The organism is Anaerostipes sp. AF04-45 (assembly GCF_003461725.1).
Classification (GTDB): domain Bacteria; phylum Bacillota; class Clostridia; order Lachnospirales; family Lachnospiraceae; genus Anaerostipes; species Anaerostipes caccae.
Genome location: NZ_QTXQ01000002.1, coordinates 180,419 through 202,697, shown reverse-complemented (window position 1 = coordinate 202,697; position 22,279 = coordinate 180,419). Strand labels below are relative to the sequence as shown.

Here is a 22,279-nt window from a genome sequence, read left to right as displayed (position 1 = left end):
AGAATGATGAAAATGAAAGAATTTTACCAACAGACAGCAGAAGAAGTCAGGAAGCAGCTCAATGGCTCAATGGAACCGCTGACTGCAGCCCAGGTCACGGAACATCAAAAGCAGTATGGGTATAATGAATTGGTGGAAGGAAAAAAGAAAAGTGTGCTTCAGATTTTTCTGGAACAGTTTAAAGATTTTCTGGTCATTATACTGATTGCAGCGGCCACGGTGTCAGGATTTCTTGGGGATGTGGAGAGCACCGCGGTTATTTTGGTTGTCATCACGATCAATGCCATTCTCGGTACGGTCCAGACTGTGAAAGCGGAACAGTCTCTGAACAGCTTAAAGCAGCTTTCGGCTCCTACAGCCAAGGTGATCCGGGACGGAATCACGGTACAGATTCCTTCCAGGGAAGTGACTGTGGGGGATGAGATACTTCTGGAAGCAGGGGATTCCATACCTGCGGACGGAAGAATCTTAGAATCAGCCAGCTTAAAAGTGGACGAGAGTGCACTGACCGGGGAAAGCTTGGGTGTTGAGAAGACCACAGGCATCATCATCAGCCAGGTTCCGCTTGGTGACCGGACCAATATGGTGTACTCGGGAAGCTTTGTCACCTACGGAAGAGGAAAATTCCTTGTGACCGGGGTGGGAATGGACACAGAAGTCGGAAAGATTGCGGGAATGCTGAAAAATACAGAGGAAAAGAGGACTCCTCTCCAGGTCAATCTGGATCAGTTCGGACAAAAACTTTCCATCCTGATTCTGGTATTCTGCGGCATTTTATTTGGGATCAGCGTTATCCGGGGCGAGGATATGGGAGACGCATTTATGTTTGCCGTAGCATTGGCGGTTGCGGCGATCCCGGAAGCATTAAGTTCTATCGTGACGATCGTTCTCTCCTTCGGAACACAGAAGATGGCCAAGGAGCATGCGATCATCAGAAAGCTCCAGGCGGTGGAAGGACTGGGAAGTGTGTCCATTATCTGTTCTGACAAGACAGGTACGCTTACGCAGAATAAGATGACAGTAGAAGACTATTATGTGGGAGGTGTCAGGATTCCTGCCGCCCATATCGATCTGAAGAAACCGGCCCAAAAACAGCTGCTTGACTACAGCATGCTCTGCAACGATTCTACGAACGTCAACGGCGAAGAGATTGGAGACCCCACGGAGACGGCACTGATCAATCTGGGGGACAAGCTGGGAAGAAAAGCTGAGAGCGTCCGTTGCTTTTACCCGAGGGTGGCAGAGATACCTTTTGACAGTGACCGTAAACTGATGTCTACGGTACATGATATGGAAAACGGCTATGTCATGGTGACAAAAGGAGCTGTGGACGTGCTGTTAAACCGTCTGGTATCGATTCAGAAAGGAGACAAAACCACGCCGATCACCAACTGGGATAAAAAACAGATTGAAGCCTGCAACCAGGAGTTTTCACGGAACGGTCTGAGAGTTTTGGCTATTGCATATAAGACCATAGAAAAAGGGAAACGGCTCACGCCGGAGGATGAAAACGGCTATACGTTCCTTGGACTGATCTCTATGATGGACCCTCCAAGAAATGAATCCAGATCTGCGGTAGCGCAGTGTATCCAGGCGGGGATACGCCCGATCATGATTACAGGAGACCACAAAGTAACTGCCGCCGCCATAGCCAAGCGAATCGGCATATTAAAACATGAAAGCGAAGCCTGTGAAGGTTCTGAGATCGACCATATGTCTGATCAGGAGCTTGAGAAATTTGTGGAAGGGATTTCTGTCTATGCGAGAGTTTCGCCGGAGCATAAAATCCGGATCGTAAAGACATGGCAGAGAAAGGGCAATATCGTTTCAATGACAGGTGACGGAGTCAACGATGCGCCGGCGCTCAAGCAGGCAGACATCGGGGTTGCAATGGGGATCACGGGAAGTGAAGTTTCCAAAGACGCTTCCTCAATGGTGCTTACAGACGATAACTTTGCAACCATCGTAAAGGCAGTGGAAAACGGAAGGAATTTGTACCGGAACATAAAAAATGCGATCCAATTCCTGTTGTCGGGAAATTTTGCGGGAATCCTTGCGGTGCTCTATGCGTCTGTCGCTGCACTTCCGGTTCCGTTTGCTCCGGTGCATTTACTGTTTATCAATCTGCTGACAGACAGCCTTCCGGCCATTGCACTCGGACTGGAACCCCACACCGACAAGGTGATGGAAGAGAAACCGAGGCCTGTGAACGAATCCATACTCACAAAAGATTTTCTGGTTAATATCGGAATCGAAGGATTTGTGATTGGAGTCATGACGATGATCGCATTTATGGTGGGATACCGGGACCACAATGCTCTTCTGGCGAGCACAATGGCATTTGGAACGCTTTGTATGTCGAGGCTGGTGCACGGCTTTAACTGCAAGTCAAATCATCCGGTGCTGTTTACAAGGAAATTTTTCGACAATGTGTATCTGATTGGTGCATTTATACTCGGAGTGATTCTGATGACATGCGTAATGACGATACCTTCGCTTCATACATTGTTTAAGGTCCAGACACTGAATATGCAGCAGCTGTTTACCGTATATGGGCTGGCACTGGCCAATCTTCCGCTGATCCAGCTGCTGAAAGCCATAAGAGTAAGAGTGAGGATATTATAAGATGGTGATAAAAGGAGCCGAATCCTGATTTTATTTTGGGAATCGGTTCCCTTTTTCTTGTCAGAAAAACAGAAAAGCTTTAAAATAGAGAAAACGGAAGAGAGACAGGGATGATCAGAAAAAGGGGGATATATGAAAAAAATTACAGGGAGAAGATTTTGCAGAAGAGCAGCGGTCTGTTTGTCTGTACTGCTGATCAGCATCATCTTTCTGGGGAATCACTGGAGTTTTGAGGCCTCCGAAAAGGAAACAGAACAAACGGATCAACGGGTGGTGAAGGTAGGATTTTTAGAAACTCCGGGGATATGCGAAAAAGATAAATACGGAAATTATACCGGGCTGACACCGGATTATCTGAATGAGATTGCAAAATATACGAACTGGGAATACGAATATGTCCCGACTACAGCGGACACCTTTATACAGGATCTTGCGGATGGAAAGTATGATGTATTGGGAGGTGCCTACTATGCCAAGGAATTGGAGCCTTATTTTGCATATCCAAAGTACAGTATGGGGAGCAGCCGTGCAGGACTTCTGTGTCTGAAAGAAGATAACAGGATCAAAAGTTATGAGCTGAATACGCTGAACGGCAAAACCATCGGAGTCTATGAGAAAGCGGATGAAAAGATCCGAAGGCTGAAAGACTTCTTAAAGATCAACAATATTAAGTGCAGGCTGAAATACTATGGTCCCAAAGACCTCTCAGAAAGTGGAGACCTTTATAAGTATTTATTAAATAAAGAAGTCGATTTGCTGCTGGGAAATGAACTGGAGGAGAATCCTGATTTCCGGCTGGCTGCTTCCTTCGATGCTCAGCCTTATTATCTTGTAACAAGCCCGAAAAATAAAGAGATTCTGAACGGAATTAATTCTGCGCTGGAAAAGATCCAGGACGCCGATCCTGGTTTTGAAAAGGAAAAGTATGAAGAAAATTTTAAAGACAGACAGAAGATATCGTCCGTCTATCTGACGAAAGAAGAGGAGAAATATATCGCCGCCAAGAAATCGGTTTCGGTTGCTGTTGTAGCAGACTGGCACCCTTTCTACTGTAAGCAGAATACTACAGATCACCATGATGGTATTATTCCGGAAATACTCGAAGAGATCTCTGATTTTTCCGGCCTGAAGTTTACTTATGTCACTGCGGATTCGTATGAGGAGGCCATCCGGCTGGTACAAGAAGGCAAGGCAGATATTATGGGATTTTTTCTGGATACTGAAGCAGATGCGAGAAAGAATGATCTTGTCCTGACCAGCGCCTATGTCAGCCTTAACAATATTGTCATCAGAAATAAATCAGAGAATTTTCCTTCCGACGGGATGGAAGCCGGGGTTCTGAAAGGAAGAACACTCCCGGATGAAATAAAGGCGAAAAGAGTGAAATATTATAAGGATGCAGAAGAGATTATTTCGGCACTGAATAAAGGAAAAGTGGACTTCGTGTACGGTCTGGCGGCTTCTATGGAACAGGAGATGCAGAACCACCGGTATAATAATGTCGTCCCGGTGACAGGAGTCAACATTAACATGGGGGTGTCCTTTGCACTGGCGGGCCCGGCGGATACCAATCTCCTGTCGATACTCAACAAATCCATAAATAATGTTACATCGGATGAGAGGAATACAATTCTTAACAGGAATCTGGTTTCCTTCGGCACCTCATTTTCGTTTAAAGATTATATTTATGCAAACCCCATCGCTGTACTTTGTCTGCTGGCAGTCATTATGCTTATGGCGGCAGCAGCCTTTATTCTGACTTACAGATCCAAAATGAGAAGCAGGATCATGCAGAGTGAACTTGAGAAAGCAGAGGCAAAGAGCAGGGCAAAGAGTGAATTTCTCTCTCAGATGAGTCATGAGATACGGACACCTATGAACGCGATCACAGGTCTCACCGATTTGCTGCGGATGGAGGAGAAGCTTCCGGACGGAGCCAGGGAAAAACTGCAAAAAATTCATGCATCCTCTCAGTATATGCTGTCACTGATTAACGATATTCTGGATATGTCAAAGATTGAAAATGGAAAGCTGAACATTGAGCCCGAAGACTTCTCTCTGACAGAACTGCTGGATGGGTTAATTGAAATGATGGAAGTGCAGGCAGAAGAAAAGCAGATTCATTTTGAATTTGTCAGGGAGATTGAGCATGACTTTGTAACAGGAGATCCGATCCGCCTGCGCCAGGTACTGACCAATCTTCTCTCTAATGCCTTTAAATTTACGAAGCACGGAGGCAGAGTCACTCTGACTGTCCGGGAGGAGCACAGGGACGTCAGTACTGGGGAATATTTCTTCTCTGTCAAAGATAATGGGATCGGTATCGCCCAGGACAGGCAGAAACAGATTTTCGAGGCCTTTGAACAGCTGGGAGCCAGCAGCGCAAGAAGCGAGGGAACAGGTCTCGGACTCCCGATCAGTTCAAGCATCATCAAGGCTATGGGAGGAAATCTCATGGTGGAGAGCCAGACTGGCAAAGGTTCTGAGTTTTATTTCAGACTCTGTCTGCCCACCGGGAAAGACAGCACGAACTACAGGAGTGAAAATGCTTTGGAACTTCGGCAGTTCCATGATATCCGGATTCTGGTTGCGGAAGATAACGATCTGAATGCAGAAATTGTAAAAGAACTGCTTGAGATGGAAGGCGCGTCCGCAGAACGGGCAGTCAACGGACAGGAAGCCGTGGAACGATTTTTGTCGGGTGAACAGGGCCGTTATCAGCTTATTTTAATGGACATCAAGATGCCGCTGAAAAACGGTTATGAAGCGGCGGAAGAGATCAGGAAAAGCAGCCATCCGGATGCAGAAACAGTACCGATCATTGCGATGACAGCAAACTCTTTCAAAGAAGATATGGATGCAGCGTTTGCCTCAGGAATGAACGGTTTTGTGCCAAAGCCGATAGACATTGGATATCTCAATCAGGTGATGGAAGAGAACCTGAAAAAGGAATAAAAAAGTGCCGTATCCCAGAGGATAAAACGGGGATACGGCATTTCCTTTTAATCTAAAATAAATGGTTTTAATGCATTTTCAATGTCTTCCAGTTCGTCTTCACCGTAAACAGTGAGAAGCAGCGGTTTGGACAATTCCAGGCTGAAAATGCCCATAATGGATTTTGCATCGACAACATAGCGGCCGGATGCTAAATCTATCTCGGATTTAAACCGGTTGATCAAGTTGACAAAGTCTTTTACTTTGTCTATGGAATCTAACAATATTTTATAGGTTTTCATATCAAACACCCCTTTCTTCTTTGCTGATGCAATGTCATGGTACAATTTTTTCAGCGGAAAGTCAAATTTCTCATAAGAATATATTGACAAGAAACGGATAAAATGAATAAAATAAAGATCAGCGAAAAGGGAGAGCAGAAAGCAGGGAGGAAGATACATGGGACTTTTAACAAGAGTAACAGATAATAATCCATTTAGTAAAGATATCGACGAATTGCTGGAAAAGCGTGCTGATGTACAGGAAAAAGATACGGAAGACGGACTTACCTATGAAGAATCTATGAAAAAGATTGAGGAACGGATTAAGGAATTAGGCATCCTTGAAGAGGAAGAATAAAATGCAATTTTAGACGTGCGTCAATATGCGGCGCACGTTTTCATACATCTGAATTGTTAACCTATATACTTATCATGGTTGACAATTTGAAGTTCATAGCGTATACTTCAATAACGAAGAGGGAAAGAGAAAGGAGTTTATATGCTGGAGGAATTTACAAGACAGATCCTTTCAGGAGAACAGGAACAGATTAAAACAGAAGATGTATTGTTTTTGCTGGATGCAGATCTTGAGATGCTGTGCCGGTCGGCGGACAGGATCAGAAAGCATTTTTGCAAAGACCATGGAGATCTCTGCACGATCATCAATGGGAAAAGCGGAAAGTGCAGCGAGGACTGCAGGTTTTGTGCACAGTCATCCCATCACCGGACCCATGCGGAAGATTATGCGTTTCTTCCGGCCGAAGAGATCTTAAAGGACTGCCGGATGCAGGAGAGGAAAGGAATACATAGATACTCTGTCGTGACAGCCGGAAAATCCCTTGAGGGAGAAGATTTTTCAAGAGCTTTAAAGGCCTATCGTGTTATGTCTGAGCAGTGCAGTGTTTCCCTTTGTGCATCCCACGGATTTTTGTCTTATGATGCTTTTTTAGATCTGAAAAGGAATGGAGTTACACGATATCACTGTAATTTAGAGACATCAAGACGTTTTTTTTCTGAGATCTGCACGACGCATACATATGATGATAAGATCGCAAATATCGAGAGGGCAAAGAAAGCAGGCCTTGAGATCTGTTCCGGAGGGATCATCGGAATGGGTGAGACAGAGGAGGACAGGCTTTCTTTGGCCCTTGAGCTGGCAGGACTCGGAGTTGACTCGATCCCGGTCAATGTTCTTACGCCGATCAAAGGTACTCCTCTGGAAGGAAGAAGAAGGCTTAAGGAAGAAGAAATACTGAGAACGGTCGCAGTGTTCCGGCTCTTAAATCCAAAAGCAGAAATTCGTCTGGCTGCAGGGCGGAATTTGATGAAAGACTGCGGAAGAGAGGCGTTTTGTTCCGGGGCAAACGGAGCAATCACTGGTGATATGCTCACTACATCCGGCAACAGGGTGGAAGACGACAGAAAAATGTTTTTACAGCTTGGATTTTCATTGACATAAGGAGGAATAACCATGAAGAAACTAGAAACAAGGCAGATGACACTCATAGGATTGATGTCGGCACTCATGTGCGTTGCGGGACCGCTTTCTGTTCCGTTGCCGTTTACACCGGTTCCAATATCTCTGACAAATCTGATCATTTATCTGACAGCATTTGTACTCGGGTGCAAATCAGGTACTGTGAGTTATGTGATCTATCTGCTGCTTGGCACAGCGGGACTTCCTGTTTTTTCGGGATTTACGGGAGGCCTGTCCAAACTTGCCGGTCCTACGGGCGGATATTTGATCGGATTCATATTGACGGCTGCAGTCTGCGGGTTTGCAGCGGATCACTCCGGAGGAAAAAGGACCATACAATTTGCAGGAATGGTGATTGGAACGCTGGCAGCATATCTGTTCGGAACCGTTTGGCTCTGTTTACAGATGAACCTTACACCGCTCCAGGGCCTCATGGCCGGAGTCATCCCATATTTGCCGGGGGACCTGGTGAAAATGATACTGGCTGCGGCGATAGGAAACAGCATACGGCATACGGTGAAGCAAACGGCGTCGGCGTCTTCGCATTGATGAAAAGGCATGAAAATAATTTTTTCATGCCTTTTTGTTGACAAATTATTTGTACTATCGTATTATTGTATTAAAAGATCAGTACAATAATACGATAGTACAAGGAGGATATATGGATACGATTGTGAAAGCAGAGGAGATTACAAAATCCTTTGGAAAACAAATAGCAGTGAGAAATGTCAGTATGGAAGTAAAGAAGGGAGATATTTACGGATTCATCGGGGAGAACGGTGCAGGGAAGACTACCATGATCCGGATGATGGCAGGACTGGCCAAACCCTCCTCCGGCAGACTTTCCCTGTTCGGTTCCGGTGATCTGGTGAAGGCCAGAGAGAAGATCGGGACAGTGATTGAATATCCGGCGCTGATGCCCGGTATGACGGCCAGAGAGAATCTCATGGTGGAGATGAAGCTCAGGGGATTGAAGGATCCGAAAAAGATTGAAGAAGTTCTTATAAAGGTAGGGCTTGCAGACACCAAAAAGAAGAAGGTGAAAAATTTTTCCCTTGGTATGAAGCAGAGGCTGGCGATCGCCATTGCACTTTTGGGCGATCCGGAATTTTTAATTTTGGATGAACCTACCAACGGGCTTGATCCGGTTGGAATCCGTGAGATCAGAGAGCTGATCCAGGAGCTGAATCAGGAACATCACATCACGGTTTTGATATCAAGCCACATTTTGGGAGAGTTATCGAAACTGGCTACCAGATACGGTATCATCCACAAGGGCGAACTGATCCAGGAATTTACGGAAGAAGAATTAAACAGGCAGAGCCAGTCCAGTCTCACGGTAAAGATGCCGAAGGAACAGCGGGAGAAGGCGTGCAGAGTTATGAGAGAGCAGTTTTCAGCCAGAGAATTCCAGATGGTTGGAGAAGAAGAACTGAAGGTCTACGGATTTTTAGAAAAGCCAGGGAAAGTCAATCAGGCGCTTATGCAGGAAGGAATCCAGGTAGAAGAAATCTTCGTAGAAAACATGGATTTGGAAAAATACTTTTTAAGAGCAGTGGGAGGTGCGGCATGTTAAATTTAATTCGGGCAGATGTTTATAAATTGTTAAAATCAACGTCATTTCGTGTGTGCGGAGTGCTGTTTCTTTTGCTGGCGGGATCTGAAAATTTTCTTTATCATCTTGTGGAAAAAATGGGCGGCGGTACTGGGACGCAGACGACGGTCCTTTCAAGGATACAGGGGACAGATACCTCTTATCTGATTCTGCTGGCGATCGTTATTTCCCTGTTCATCGGAAGTGAATATACCTATGGAACCATTAAAAACCTGGCATCAAAGCATTACGAGAGGAATGAAATCTTTGCTTCCAAGTGGATCGTGAGTGTTCTGCTGGCAACGGTTTATTTCGCGGTGAGCATCGTAATTGTGGGAATCACCGCTGCGTTTTACTGGAAAACCGGAGATTTGAGCGGGAATGTTATAAGCAATACCGCAGGCTTTTTGTTCACAAAATATATTCTGGTCCTCAGTATCACTTCTCTGTATGTCATGGCCGCCTTTGTAATAAGGAAGACACAGTTTGTCCTTCCGGTTGCCATCATTGGGCTGGACGTTATCGGAACCATTGCATTATATGGCGATATGGGACTCACAAAACTATTGGGGCATACGGTGCAGCTGTCAAAATACTGGCCGGGCAACATGCTGTCTATGATCATTCAGAGCGGCGCACAACATGCTGAACTTCTTCCGGGGGTTTTAACCGGACTTGTATTTCTTACTGCGGCTGCGGCCGGCGGAGTTATACATTTTAAACGTGTGGATATCAAATAACCCGGTTGACATTTTTATGGAAAGCGCATAAACTATATGGTAAGTGAAATGCGCAGAACAGAAAGAGTACCTACACTGGAACTAACAGAGAGAAACTGTCACCGGCTGAAAGCAGTTTTTAGGAAATGTGTTGGGAATGCCTCTGGGAGCAGACAGGGCGAATCGAAAGTAGTCCTGTACGTGGCCGGCGTTAACGGAAGGTTAAGGGAAAGCATCCTCAAGGATACTTTAAGTAAGAGTGGAACCGCGGATATAACTTCGTCTCTTTTTTGAGACGGAGTTTTTTATTACTTAGGAAAGCTCTGCGACCTTCCCTGTGAAATAAAAAACGCTCCGCGGGCTGTACACAGATGTGTAAGGAAATTATTTGACTGCGTCATTGGGAAGTTGAAGTGTGGGCTTGCCCACTTTGTTCTATGGAGGTAAGTATGGGCTTTAGAGAGTTTGCAAAAAGCCAGTTTGACATCATAAAGGACCGGGACCCGGCCCTTAAAAATCAAAAGGAAGTATATTTATATCCTTATGTAAAGGCTTTATACTGGTATCGGATCACCCATCGTATGTATAAGGAAGGAAATTTTTATAAGGCCAGAAAGATATCACAAAAGATTGCCCGAAAGACTGGGATTGAGATTCACCCGGGAGCACAGATAGGAAAAGGCCTGTTTATTGACCACGGACATGGGGTTGTCATCGGTGAGACTACGATCATCGGCGACAATGTGACGATTTACCAGGGAGTCACGCTGGGAGGCACCGGAAATGAAACCGGGAAGCGCCACCCTACCATCGAGGACAATGTTTTGATCAGCGCCGGTGCGAAAGTACTAGGATCGATCACGATTGGGAAGAATTCCAAAATAGGAGCGGGTTCCGTTGTAGTTTCCGATGTGCCTCCCAACTCCACCGTGGTCGGAGTGCCGGGCAGAGTGATCAAGAGAGACGGGACCAGGATTCAGAGCCTGGAGCTCAACCAGATCGATCTTCCGGACCCGGTTGACATGGATATTGAGAAGCTGGCAAAAGAAAACGCTGAGTTAAGAAGTGCACTGAATATATTTATGGAGCACTGCAAACGTGTAGAAGATGCTGCGAAAGGAGATAGAGAATGAAGATCTATAATACACTGACAAGAAAAAAAGAGGAGTTTGTACCGGTACACCCTGGGAAAGTGGGGATGTATGTGTGCGGCCCCACAGTTTATAACTATATTCATATCGGAAACGCACGGCCGATGATCATCTTTGATACGGTCCGCAGATATTTTGAATATAAAGGATATGATGTGAATTACGTCTCAAATTTTACAGATGTGGATGATAAGATCATCAAGAAAGCCAATGAGGAAGGCGTATCTGCCACAGAGATCGCAGAGCGTTACATTGAAGAGTGTAAAAAAGATATGGAAGGCTTAAACGTGAAGCCGGCGACCCATCAGCCGAAAGCCACGGAAGAGATCGACGGAATGATCCGTATGATCGGGACCTTGATTGAAAAAGGGCATGCCTACGAAGTAAATGGTACGGTTTACTTTAAAACCCGTTCTTTTGACGGATACGGAAAGCTTTCCAAAAAGAACATTGACGACTTGGAGGCAGGCCACAGGGATATTAAAGTCCGCGGGGAAGAAGGCAAACAAGATCCGCTTGATTTTGTGCTTTGGAAGCCGAAAAAAGAAGGTGAGATTGCATGGCCGTCTCCTTGGGGAGAAGGCCGCCCGGGATGGCATATCGAATGTTCCGAAATGTCGAAAAAGTATATCGGGGATACGATTGACATTCATGCGGGAGGAGAGGACTTGATTTTTCCTCATCACGAAAATGAAATTGCCCAGAGTGAAGCATGCAACGACGAATGTTTTGCAAACTACTGGATGCACAACGGGTTCTTAAATATCGACAATCAAAAGATGTCCAAATCAGCCGGCAACTTTTTTACTGTCAGAGAGATCAGTGAAAAATATCCGCTGCAGGTTATCCGGTTTTTCATGCTGAGCGCACATTACCGCAATCCGCTGAACTTCAGCGATACGCTTGTGGAATCTGCCAAGAACGGACTGGACCGCATCCTCACAGCGATTGATCTTGTAAGGGATCAGGCCGATAAACCGGAGACAGCTGCAGGAAAAGAAGAAGAGGCTAATCTTGAAGAAGCAAGGAAATTGGTCGGCAAGTTTGAGGAAGCTATGGAAGATGATTTCAACACGGCGGATGCGGTCTCTGCCATCTTTGAACTTGTGAAGCTGGCCAATACAACCGTAAAAGAGTCATCCTCTGATTATGCGGCAAAGCTCCTGGAAACCATGGAAACGCTGTGCGGAGTACTCGGAATCGAGACAAAGCAGGAAGAAGATATTCTGGATGAAGAGATTGAAAGGATGATTGAGGAACGGCAGCAGGCGAGAAAAGAAAAAGATTTTGCCAGAGCAGATGAGATCAGAGACGAACTGCTGGAAAAAGGGATTATTTTAAAGGATACAAGAGAAGGCGTAAAATGGAAACGAGCTTAATTGAGTTTATGACGAAGGGACTTGACCTGCCTCAAATGGACCCTAAGGCTTACTCACCCCTTGGGCTCGCCTACATCGGAGATGCGGTCTATGAGATCGCCGTTCGGACACTGGTTATCTCTGAAGGGAACATGAGTGTGAATAAGTATCACAAAAAATCCAGCAGTCTGGTGAAAGCTTCCGCTCAGGCAGGGGTTTATGATAATATTAAAGAAAAGCTCACAGACGAAGAGGCAGCCGTCTATAAGCGGGGCCGAAATGCCAAATCTGCTACGGCCGCAAAAAATGCTTCGATCGTGGAATACCGGATGGCCACAGGGGTCGAAGCCCTGATCGGATATCTGTACTTATCCGGGAGGACGGCACGGGCTTTGGAGCTGATTAAAATTGGATTAGATGTAGGAGAAAATGAATGAGTTACGAAGAATATCTGCTGGCGGGAAGAAATGCGGTGCTGGAGGCACTGAGGGCGGGAAAGCCCATTGATAAGATCTATATTCTGGACGGATGCCAGGACGGTCCCGTCCGGACGATCGTCCGGGAGGCAAAGAAGACAGACGCAGTTCTGAATTTTGTAGAAAAAGAACGTCTGGATCAGCTTACAAAGGAACATCATCAGGGCGTAGTCGCAATGGCTGCGGCCTATGAATATGGACAGATGGAAGATCTGTTTGCCAGGGCAGAGGAAAAGAAGGAAGATCCGTTTTTTATTCTACTGGACGGTATTGAAGATCCTCACAATCTGGGAGCTATCATAAGAACAGCAAATCTTGCCGGAGCCCATGGCGTTATCATTCCAAAAAGAAGGGCAGTGGGACTGACCCCGACGGTGGCAAAAACATCCGCAGGAGCGCTGAATTATACCCCGGTGGTCAAAGTGACCAACTTGTCAAATACGATGGAAGAACTGAAGGAGCGGGGATTATGGTTTGTCTGTGCTGATATGGACGGGGACATGATGTACCGCCAGAATTTAACCGGTCCTATTGGGCTGGTCATCGGAAACGAGGGCAGCGGTGTCAGCCGCCTTGTGAAGGAGAGGTGTGATTATACCGCTTCTATTCCGATGAACGGCGATATTGATTCTCTGAATGCATCGGTTGCAGCCGGCGTGCTGGCTTATGAGATCGTGAGGCAGAGGCTTTTAAAATAGGGGAACTATGAAAGACTTTGAACATTATTCTGACAGGGACCTGTTAAATGAGATAAAAAGCGGTGACGATCGGGCGATGGATTTTCTTCTGAACCGGTATGGGGGACTGGTGCGCAGGGAATCCAGGAAGTTCTTTCTGGCCGGAGCCGATGAGGAGGACTTGATCCAGGAAGGGATGATCGGTCTTTTTAAAGCTGTAAAAAATTATGATGACGAAAAGAACGCCTCCTTCTCTACATTTGCATCACTTTGTGTAAAACGGCAGATTTATACGACGGTGACGGCTTCCAAGAGAAAGAAACACGGTCCATTGAACAATTATATCTCACTGTTTAATGAACAGGGAGAGGAAGACCAGTTTATGGAAGAAGACACAAATCCGGAACAGGTTCTGATACAAAAGGAAAACATCTCTGACTATTATAAGAAAATTGAGACAAAGCTCAGCAGTTTTGAGAAAGATGTGATGGAACTTTATCTGAGCGGAGAGAATTATGTGGAGATCGCCGTAAAACTGGACAAACCGAAAAAGTCCATTGACAATGCGATTCAGAGGATCCGCAGAAAATTAGGGGAAGAAAGTTAATCACCCGGAGGGGGAGTATACATGCAGAATGTTTATGCGTTGTCCGATATTCACGGCCAGGGCCGGGCTTTTTTTGAGATGCTGGAGAAGATCCGTTTCTCTCCGGAAGATAAATTATATATTATCGGAGATGTGGTGGACCGCGGGCCGGATGGCATCCAGCTGCTGGAATATATAAGGGAACAGCCGAATATGGAACTTCTCATGGGAAATCATGAAGATATGTTTCTAAGAACGATGGATGACGAAGAGTCATGGTATGAGACGTGGATTTTTAACGGCGGAGGTGTTACGTTAGCTTCTCTTATGTCGTTTCCGAAAAAGGAGCAGGAGCAATGTATTGAGTTTGTGCGAAAGCTTCCTCTTTACCGGATGATCACAGTGGAGAACAAGCGTTATCTTTTGGTTCATGCAGGCATTGATGCAGCACTGGGAGATTCAGAGGATAAGATTTCACAGATGGACCGGGATAACCTTTTATGGATTCGCAGGGAGTTTTTCAATGCTGCCCTTGCCTGTCCGTATACCGTTGTTTTTGGACACACACCCACAGGTGCACTGCTTTATTATGCCGGGACTTTGACGGAAGAAGCAAGGGAACAGGCTGCCGCATTTCATATTACAAAATGGGATCACAGGATCGCCATTGACTGCGGAGCCGCCTACGGTGAAAATCTTGGCTGTCTGAGATTGAATGATCAGGAAGAATTTTATATAAAAATATGAAAAAATATTGACAAGATTCGATCGGTATGATAAATTTAATAACGGTCTTGCTGATGTGGCACAGGTGGTAGCGCACCTCATTGGTAGTGAGGAGGTCACGGGTTCAACTCCCGTCATCAGCTTATCGTAAGAAACGGCTCAAACCTTGATTTTATGCGGGTTTGAGTCGTTTTTTTTGCTTGAATGCTTTGTATGAAGAATAGGAAAATGATTTTGATATAATAATTTTAACGAGATTTTTTATTACATATATTTACAAAAAAATGATTTACTTTAAATTCCAAATATGTTAAAGTAGAATCATGAAATATACTTACAGTACCAAGAAAGGGGTTGGTACAATGAAAATAGAATATAAAAAGAAAGCTGTTAAATACATAAATAGTTGTGATAAATCAACTAAAAGACGCTTGAAAGACAGCATTGAGAAATTACCGCTCGGTGATGTAAAAAAATTAACTGGATATGAGTGTGAGTATAGATTAGGGGTTGGTAATTTGCGTGTGTTATTTACGTTTGAAAATGATATAATAACAATAAATGAGATAAGACCAAGGGGAAAAGCATATAAGAGGCTTTAGGAGGTGTAAACAATGAGCAGAGAAACAATAAAGAATTTGATTGACATGATAGATGAAAAGGATATAGATACAATTTACAAGGTAATTTTGAAATTTATTCCGGAAGTGAGTCCTGATCCGGATGAGATTGAAGCAATTGCAGAGGCAAAAGCAGACAGGAGTGCTACAATTTTGCATGAAGACATTCATTGGGATTAGTCATGTTAAACGTTTGCAGATGTAGGCCCTCTTTTACATGAGAAAATGGTAAATAAGAATAAGGTTATTATAAAAAGTACAATTTTATGCGGAGTTAAGAGGCACTGAAACACTAGAGATTATGAGGCGGGTTACTCGGCTACCCGTCTCTTTTTTTAAAATATTTCAGGAACATATAAATTGAAATATGGAGGTAATACAAAATGGAACTAAAGATTTTAAAACAGGATTTTTCCATCGGTAAGCTTCACGATGTTTCCCAGGCAGATTTACAAAATGAGTTTTGCTTTTTTGCTAAAACCGACCAGGAGAATTCACTGGTCTGCCCCACGGAGTTTATGCCTGACGACATGATCGAGAGAGAAGACGGCTGGAGGGCGTTCCGGATACAGGGAATCCTTGATTTTTCTCTGATTGGGATTTTGGCTGAAATATCTTCCATGCTGGCCGATCACAAAATCGGGATTTTTGTTATTTCTACTTATAATACGGATTATATACTGACCAAAGCCGAAAACTTTGAAAGAGCCGTCCGTGTTCTAGCGGATCATGGATATGAAATCACACATTGATTTTCCGGACTTGACTGAAAAGTTCTGTGAAAAGATTGCGCTGAATGTTTGGAAACTTTCCTGCAATATGATATGATGAATCCAGAGAAAATTTATGGAAGAAAGGAACGACAGATGTTAGACGGAAAGAAATCATTATTCAGTGGCATGCAGGCCACCGGTACTATTACATTGGGCAATTACCTGGGAGCATTAAAAAACTGGGTGGACATTGATAAAGATCAGTATATGTGTTTTTACAGTGTTGTGGACATGCATTCCATCACAGTAAGACAGGAGCCTTCGGAGCTGAGAAAAAGGGCCAGGAGCCTTTTGGCACTCTATATAGCGGCAGGACTTGATCCGGCAGAAAACTGTATTTATTACCAGTCACACGTTTCGGCACACGCAGAACTCATGTGGATCTTAAACTGCTTTACCTATATGGGGGAAATGAACCGGATGACTCAGTTTAAAGATAAGTCACAGAAGCATCCGGAAAATATCAACACAGGACTTTTCACTTATCCGGTCCTGATGGCAGCAGACATTTTGCTGTTTCAGTCTGATGTGGTGCCCGTGGGAAAAGACCAGATGCAGCATTTGGAGATCACCAGAGATATTGCTGAAAGATTTAACAAGATATACGGTGATGTATTCACGATTCCGGAAGCATATATCGGCAAAGTCGGACAGAAGATCATGAGCCTTCAGGAGCCGGAGAAAAAGATGTCCAAATCTGACGAGAATGCCAATGCACACATTCTGCTTCTGGATGATCCGGACACGATCATGAGGAAGTTTAAGAAGGCGGTGACGGACTCCGAGGCATGTATTGCTTATTCAGAAGAAAAGCCAGGCATTAAAAATCTGCTGGATATTTACTGCGCGATCAACGGAAAGAAACCCGAGGAAGCAGTGGCTGAATTTGAAGGCATGGGATACGGAAAGCTGAAAGAGCGGGTTGGAGAAGTGGTTGTGGAAGAACTGCGGCCGATTCAGGAACGCTATAACGACATTATGAAGAATAAAGATTATTTAAATAAGATCATAAAAGATAATGGGGAAAAGGCTTCTTACTATGCAGCGAAGACCTTGAGAAAGGTACAGCACAAAGTGGGATTCCCTGACCGTATCCGCTGATATGTGCGGAATATGAGTACAAAACAGCAAGATCCGGTGCGGGCAGCTTTCAGAGGCTGCTTTCACCGGATTTTTTGATGCAAAAGAAAAGTTTATATTGCCTGCCATTTGAGACCTGAATAGGCAAAAGTATCTTGCAGTGGACAGGCGCTTTTGTTATAATTTTAATATCATTTAATGCGCACAGGCGCAGTTTTGGCATCCGTGCACAAGGCGGAAGCCAGGCAGAAGGAGGAAGGTTCATGAAGAAAAAAGTTTTAAAAGTCACTGGTATTATTTTGTCGTTAGTGCTTGTCCTTGGATTGATGACAGGCTGCGGTTCCAAGAAGACGACAACTGACAAGAAGGAGGAGAAAAAACAGTTCAAGATTGCCAAAAAAGATCTCAAGATCGGAGTGATCCATATTTCCGACCCTTCCGAGGGATCAGGGTACACTTACACACATGATCAGGGTATCATAACAATGCAGAAGAAGCTGGGCCTGAAAGACAATCAGATCGTGCGCAAGACCAATATCACAGACACAGACCCGACTAAGACAGAGACTGCGATCAAAGAGTGTATCGAAGACGGATGCAACGTGATCTTTGGTACAAGTTGGGGCTACATGGACACGATGGAAGCTATGGCAAAAGAGTATCCTGATGTAGTATTCTCCCACGGAACCGGATATAAGAAGAATGATTCCAACTTTAACAACTATTTCGGAAGAATCTATCAGGCAAGATATTTAAGCGGTATCGCGGCAGGCCTTAAGACGAAGAGCAACAAGATCGGATATGTTGCGGCTATGGGCAAGGACAATGCCGAGGTGACCGGAGGCGTGGATGCGTTTGCCATGGGTATTTACTCTGTAAATAAAAAGGCAAAAGTATATGTAAAAGTGACAAACAGCTGGTTTAACCCGAATGAAGAGACAAATGCGGCAAAAGCCCTGATCTCCCAGGGATGTGACGTGATCGGACAGCACTGTGATACGCCGAACCCACAGCTGGAAGCGGAAAAAGCAGGCGTATGGGGTGTCGGATATAACTCTGATATGACAAAAGATGCTCCGAAAGCTACGCTGACATCTACGATCTGGCACTGGGGTGCTTACTATACAGAGGCAGTTCAGGAACTCATCGACGGAACATGGAAGCCGGAAGTTTACTACGGCGGCATGAAAGAGGGACTGGTTGACATCGCTCCGCTTAACAAGAAACTGATCGCTCCGGGTACGGAAAAGAAGATCGAGGAGGCAAAAGAAAAGATGCTTTCCGGCGACTTCAATGTATTTGACGGTGTCATCGAGACCAACGACGGCAAGAAGGTCGGCAAAAAGGGCGAAACTTTAAGCGACGAAGACATCAAAGGAAAAATCAACTGGTACTTCAAAAACATCGTTGTAAAATAAGCAGCGCAGCAGAAATTTCCATGAGAGTCATGGATGAATGAGAAGGGCATTGTATATTCTGAATCAGAAGGCAGTGCCCTTCTTTCTTGGAACTCAATGAAAGAAGAGAGGCAGAAAACACATGATACGAGGTGATGAAATGGCACAGGAGAAGAAGGATACATATGCCATAGAGTGCAGAGGCATCCGAAAGACTTTTGGGAGTGTTGTGGCAAACAATAACGTAGATCTGGATGTAAAATATGGTGAAATCCTTGCCCTGCTCGGAGAAAACGGTTCAGGAAAGACGACTCTGATGAACATGCTCTCCGGGATCTACCACCCGGATTCCGGAACCATCAGGATCGGAGGACAGGAAGTCTCCATCAATTCTCCGACGGATGCGATCGGACTGGGAATCGGCATGATCCACCAGCATTTTAAGCTGGTAGATGTGCACAGTGCGATGGACAACATTGTACTTGGGACAAAGGAGAAGAGAATCCGGCCGAAAGAGCTGAAAGCAAAGATCGAGGAGATCAGTTCAAAATTCGGTTTGGAGGTCGACCCGGAAAAGAAGATCTACAACATGTCGGTCAGCGAAAAACAGACTGTGGAAATCCTGAAAGTCTTATACAGGGGAGCAAGTATTCTGATTCTGGATGAGCCGACGGCGGTGCTCACACCCCAGGAGACAGAAAAGCTGTTTGCAATTCTTCGGAGAATGAAAGAGCAGGGCTGTGCCATCGTCATCATTACCCATAAACTGAATGAGGTGCTGGCCATCAGCGACCGTGTTGCGATTCTCCGAAAAGGGGAGAGCATCGGAACTGTGGACACAAAGAACAGCGATGAGAAAAAGCTGACAGAACTGATGGTGGGACGTCCTGTGACACTGGAGATCGACCGTCCCGAAAGGAAGGCCGATGCAGTTCCCGAAATCGTCATCCGGAATCTGAATGTCGACCGTCCGGACGGCACACCGGGACTTACCGATGTGAATTTTGAACTGATGGAAGGTGAGATCTTAGGAGTGGCGGGGATCGCCGGAAGCGGCCAGAAAGAGCTGTGTGAGGCGATCACGGGGCTTACGGAGATCAAAGAAGGAAGCATCGTTCACAGAGACGAAGAACTGGTGGGCATGACGTTTAAGGACATCCGAAGCCGCGGCATCCGCATTTCCTTTGTGCCGGAAGACCGGCTTGGCATGGGACTGGTGGCGTCTATGGGGATGGTGGACAATGTCCTCCTGAAACACTACCAGGATCAGAAAGGTATTTTTATAGACCGGAAAACGCCGAGGAAGATGGCAGAAGAAATGGTGAAGGAACTTGGCATCCTGACTCCGAGTGTGGATACGCCGGTGCGGATGCTGTCCGGAGGGAACGTACAGAAAGTACTTTTGGGCAGAGAGATCATCGCAGAGCCGAATGTACTCCTTACTGCCTACCCGGTCCGCGGACTGGATATCAATTCTTCTTATACTGTATATGACCTTCTCAATGAGCAGAAGAAAAAGGGTGTGGCAGTGCTGCTGGTGGGAGAAGACCTGGATGTGCTCTTATCTATCAGCGACCGCATTTTGGTACTCTGTCATGGAGAGGTCTCCGGTATCGTGGATGCGAGAAAGACGACAAAAGAAGAAGTCGGCCTGCTAATGACAGGGGTAAACGGAACGAAAGAGAAGAAGGAGGAGAACACAGATGGAAGCAAGTAAGAAGACAGGAAGGGAGCCGCTGCTGCGTACAGTGAAACGGGCGGAGCTGTCACAAAAAAAGACCATGATCCTGCGCGCTGCTTCCGTGCTGCTTGCCCTGCTGGCAGGAGGGATCTTCCTTCTGATCATCGGTTTTAACCCATTTACTGTGTATCAGACGATTATAAGCGGAGCCTTCCGGAGTGAGATGGCAGTCCAGGCTACGATCCGCATCATGATACCGCTGCTGATCTCTTCTCTGGGCGTTACTATGGCGTTTAAGATGAGGTTCTGGAATATTGGGGCAGAGGGGCAGATCATTATGGGAGCAATTTTTGCCACCTATTTTGCGCTGTATCAAAATGCGATGCCTCATGTTCTTCTGCTGATCGTTATGTTTTTATTCAGTGTGATCGGGGGAGGGCTGTTCGGCTTGATACCGGCGTTTTTCAAGGCGAAGTTCAATACCAATGAAACATTGTTTACGCTGATGCTGAATTACATCGCCCTGAATGTGATCGTGTATCTGAGAGACGGTCCGTGGAAAGATCCGGCTTCCTCCGGATTTCCGAAGATCGCAAGGTTTGATATTAACGCACAGCTGGATTCGGTTCTGGGTGTCCAGGCCGGCTGGATCATTGCTTTGGTGCTCACTGCGATCGTTTATATTTATCTGAAATATACGAAGCAGGGATATGAGATCTCCGTAGTGGGAGACAGCCATGCCACAGCCAAATATGCAGGAATTCCGGTAAAGCGTGTGATGCTGCGGACGATGTTTTTCAGCGGTGCTATCTGCGGTATTGCGGGTATGGTGCAGGCAACGGGCTCCGACATGACATTGGCAACCTCTGTGGCAGGAGGAGTCGGATTTACGGCGATCATCGTAGCGTGGCTGGCACGCCTGAATCCGGCTGGAATCGTGATCGTGTCTTTCCTGTTTAGTATTCTGGAGAAGGGAAGCAGTGTGATGCAGTCTACCTACGGGCTTTCCAGCTATTCCGCGGATGTTCTTCAGGGAATCATCCTGTTTTTTGTTCTCGGATGTGAGTTTTTTGTTCGTTATAAATTTGTCGGAAGAAAAGGAGGTGCCGGAAAATGAATACGGTATTGAATCTGTTTGTGGCAGCAGTGCTGGCCGGCACGCCTCTGCTGTTTGGCACGGTCGGTGAGATCATGAACGAAAAGGTCGGACATCTGAACCTGGGTGTAGAAGGCATGATGTCAATAGGTGCATGTGCAGGATTTATGGTCGGCTATCAGACAGACAATGTGGTGTTTGCCCTTCTGGCCGCATTTGCTGCCGGAGTAGCCGCGGCGCTGATCTATGCGGTCCTCACGATTACGTTTATGGCGGATCAGAATGTAACCGGACTGACACTGACCATATTTGGAGTGGGTCTTGCAAACTTTATCGGCGAATATATGCTGAATCACTCTGCCACCCAGTCATTAAAACTGCCGGAACACATTTCTGCACAGATTGCAAATCTGCATATCCCTGTGCTGAGTGATATTCCGGTCTTGGGAAAACTGCTGTTTTCCTACAATATCTTTGTCTATATCGGTATTGTGACAGCCGTGATCTGCTGGTACTATCTGCAGAAGACAAAAACCGGGCTCAATGTCCGGGCAGTGGGAGAAAATCCCGGGGCTGCCGATGCGGCCGGGATCAGAGTTATCCGCGCCAAGTATATCAACGTACTGATCGGCGGAGGAATCTGCGGTATCGGAGGAGCCTATTCGGCCATGATCATCTGCGGAGGTGTTTGGATCAGCAACTGTGTCAACGGATTGGGCTGGATCTCTGTTGCACTTGTCATCTTTGCATCGTGGAGTCCGGTGAAAGCGATCTATGGATCTCTGGCTTTCGGCTGCTTCAGTGTTCTGAAATACTATGTGCCGAAGAGCATCATCAGTATACCGAATGCATTTTATGATATGCTCCCATTCGTGATTACGGCGCTTGTACTTGTAATTTCCTCTGTAAGACAGTCAAAAGAAAATAATCAGCCGGCATCCTGCGGGACAAACTATTTCCGGGAAGAACGGTAAGAAAAAAGGAATCTCTGAAAAAAGAGGTTCCTTTCTTGCTTTTAAAAGCCAGGA

At 45.7% G+C, this 22,279-nt stretch carries 22 protein-coding genes, 1 tRNA gene and 1 other annotated feature; of the genes, 22 read left to right on the top strand and 1 reads right to left on the bottom strand.

Going from position 1 to position 22,279, the window contains the following annotated elements:
• Window positions 1-12 precede the first annotated feature (12 nt).
• Window positions 13-2,625, top strand: a complete 2,613-nt coding sequence (locus DWV34_RS03855; RefSeq protein ID WP_022260810.1) for a cation-translocating P-type ATPase — start codon at window positions 13-15, stop codon at window positions 2,623-2,625.
• A gap of 132 nt (window positions 2,626-2,757) precedes the next feature.
• On the top strand, window positions 2,758-5,580 hold the full coding sequence (locus DWV34_RS03850; RefSeq protein ID WP_118475513.1) for an ATP-binding protein: 2,823 nt from the start codon (window positions 2,758-2,760) through the stop codon (window positions 5,578-5,580).
• A 47-nt stretch (window positions 5,581-5,627) separates the two neighbouring features.
• Here DWV34_RS03850 and DWV34_RS03845 read toward each other — a convergent pair whose 3' ends face one another.
• Window positions 5,628-5,861 (bottom strand): HPr family phosphocarrier protein, encoded by a 234-nt coding sequence (locus tag DWV34_RS03845; protein ID WP_022260809.1) that lies wholly within the window; start codon window positions 5,859-5,861, stop codon window positions 5,628-5,630.
• A 157-nt stretch (window positions 5,862-6,018) separates the two neighbouring features.
• Between DWV34_RS03845 and DWV34_RS03840 the strand changes: the two genes are divergently transcribed.
• The 20 genes from DWV34_RS03840 (at window position 6,019) to DWV34_RS03745 (ending at window position 22,225) form a co-directional block, all read left to right on the top strand.
• Entirely contained in the window at window positions 6,019-6,198 is a 180-nt protein-coding gene (locus DWV34_RS03840) for a hypothetical protein (RefSeq protein WP_006568939.1), read from the top strand.
• A gap of 141 nt (window positions 6,199-6,339) precedes the next feature.
• Window positions 6,340-7,299, top strand: a complete 960-nt coding sequence (gene bioB, locus DWV34_RS03835; protein WP_009290451.1) for a biotin synthase BioB — start codon at window positions 6,340-6,342, stop codon at window positions 7,297-7,299.
• Window positions 7,300-7,311: 12 nt separating this feature from the next.
• Window positions 7,312-7,866 (top strand): biotin transporter BioY, encoded by a 555-nt coding sequence (locus DWV34_RS03830; protein WP_009290452.1) that lies wholly within the window; start codon window positions 7,312-7,314, stop codon window positions 7,864-7,866.
• Between the two features lie 112 nt (window positions 7,867-7,978).
• Window positions 7,979-8,893, top strand: a complete 915-nt coding sequence (locus tag DWV34_RS03825; RefSeq protein WP_118475511.1) for an ABC transporter ATP-binding protein — start codon at window positions 7,979-7,981, stop codon at window positions 8,891-8,893.
• Complete coding sequence (locus DWV34_RS03820) at window positions 8,887-9,651, top strand: ABC transporter permease (RefSeq protein ID WP_009290454.1); 765 nt, start codon at window positions 8,887-8,889, stop codon at window positions 9,649-9,651. Before DWV34_RS03825 ends, DWV34_RS03820 begins: the two co-directional genes overlap by 7 nt.
• A gap of 44 nt (window positions 9,652-9,695) precedes the next feature.
• Window positions 9,696-9,920, top strand: a binding site (T-box leader).
• A 159-nt stretch (window positions 9,921-10,079) separates the two neighbouring features.
• Window positions 10,080-10,763 (top strand): serine O-acetyltransferase EpsC, encoded by a 684-nt coding sequence (gene epsC / locus DWV34_RS03815; protein WP_009290455.1) that lies wholly within the window; start codon window positions 10,080-10,082, stop codon window positions 10,761-10,763.
• Complete coding sequence (cysS, locus tag DWV34_RS03810) at window positions 10,760-12,160, top strand: cysteine--tRNA ligase (RefSeq protein WP_009290456.1); 1,401 nt, start codon at window positions 10,760-10,762, stop codon at window positions 12,158-12,160. The genes epsC and cysS overlap by 4 nt, the downstream gene beginning before the upstream one ends.
• Complete coding sequence (locus tag DWV34_RS03805) at window positions 12,145-12,576, top strand: Mini-ribonuclease 3 (RefSeq protein ID WP_006565918.1); 432 nt, start codon at window positions 12,145-12,147, stop codon at window positions 12,574-12,576. The genes cysS and DWV34_RS03805 overlap by 16 nt, the downstream gene beginning before the upstream one ends.
• Complete coding sequence (rlmB, locus tag DWV34_RS03800; RefSeq protein ID WP_009290457.1) at window positions 12,573-13,313, top strand: 23S rRNA (guanosine(2251)-2'-O)-methyltransferase RlmB; 741 nt, start codon at window positions 12,573-12,575, stop codon at window positions 13,311-13,313. The genes DWV34_RS03805 and rlmB overlap by 4 nt, the downstream gene beginning before the upstream one ends.
• 7 nt (window positions 13,314-13,320) lie before the next feature.
• Window positions 13,321-13,899, top strand: coding sequence for a sigma-70 family RNA polymerase sigma factor (locus DWV34_RS03795; protein WP_006565916.1), 579 nt, complete (start codon window positions 13,321-13,323; stop codon window positions 13,897-13,899).
• 21 nt (window positions 13,900-13,920) lie between these two features.
• The gene (locus DWV34_RS03790; protein ID WP_009290458.1) at window positions 13,921-14,625 is read left to right on the top strand and encodes a metallophosphoesterase; all 705 of its coding nucleotides are present in this window, start codon (window positions 13,921-13,923) and stop codon (window positions 14,623-14,625) included.
• A 49-nt stretch (window positions 14,626-14,674) separates the two neighbouring features.
• Window positions 14,675-14,747: transfer RNA gene (locus tag DWV34_RS03785), tRNA-Thr, on the top strand.
• Between the two features lie 219 nt (window positions 14,748-14,966).
• Window positions 14,967-15,206, top strand: coding sequence for a type II toxin-antitoxin system RelE family toxin (locus DWV34_RS03780; protein WP_039930521.1), 240 nt, complete (start codon window positions 14,967-14,969; stop codon window positions 15,204-15,206).
• A 12-nt stretch (window positions 15,207-15,218) separates the two neighbouring features.
• Complete coding sequence (locus DWV34_RS03775; protein WP_009290459.1) at window positions 15,219-15,404, top strand: hypothetical protein; 186 nt, start codon at window positions 15,219-15,221, stop codon at window positions 15,402-15,404.
• A 203-nt stretch (window positions 15,405-15,607) separates the two neighbouring features.
• A complete protein-coding gene (locus DWV34_RS03770; protein WP_009290460.1) occupies window positions 15,608-15,976 on the top strand; it encodes an ACT domain-containing protein in 369 nt (122 codons plus the stop codon).
• A gap of 114 nt (window positions 15,977-16,090) precedes the next feature.
• Window positions 16,091-17,098, top strand: a complete 1,008-nt coding sequence (trpS, locus tag DWV34_RS03765; RefSeq protein ID WP_022260806.1) for a tryptophan--tRNA ligase — start codon at window positions 16,091-16,093, stop codon at window positions 17,096-17,098.
• A 242-nt stretch (window positions 17,099-17,340) separates the two neighbouring features.
• Complete coding sequence (locus DWV34_RS03760) at window positions 17,341-18,495, top strand: BMP family ABC transporter substrate-binding protein (RefSeq protein WP_022260805.1); 1,155 nt, start codon at window positions 17,341-17,343, stop codon at window positions 18,493-18,495.
• 139 nt (window positions 18,496-18,634) lie between these two features.
• Complete coding sequence (locus tag DWV34_RS03755) at window positions 18,635-20,191, top strand: ABC transporter ATP-binding protein (RefSeq protein ID WP_022260804.1); 1,557 nt, start codon at window positions 18,635-18,637, stop codon at window positions 20,189-20,191.
• A complete protein-coding gene (locus DWV34_RS03750; protein WP_006565906.1) occupies window positions 20,178-21,272 on the top strand; it encodes an ABC transporter permease in 1,095 nt (364 codons plus the stop codon). The genes DWV34_RS03755 and DWV34_RS03750 overlap by 14 nt, the downstream gene beginning before the upstream one ends.
• The gene (locus DWV34_RS03745) at window positions 21,269-22,225 is read left to right on the top strand and encodes an ABC transporter permease (protein ID WP_006565905.1); all 957 of its coding nucleotides are present in this window, start codon (window positions 21,269-21,271) and stop codon (window positions 22,223-22,225) included. The genes DWV34_RS03750 and DWV34_RS03745 overlap by 4 nt, the downstream gene beginning before the upstream one ends.
• Window positions 22,226-22,279 lie beyond the last annotated feature (54 nt).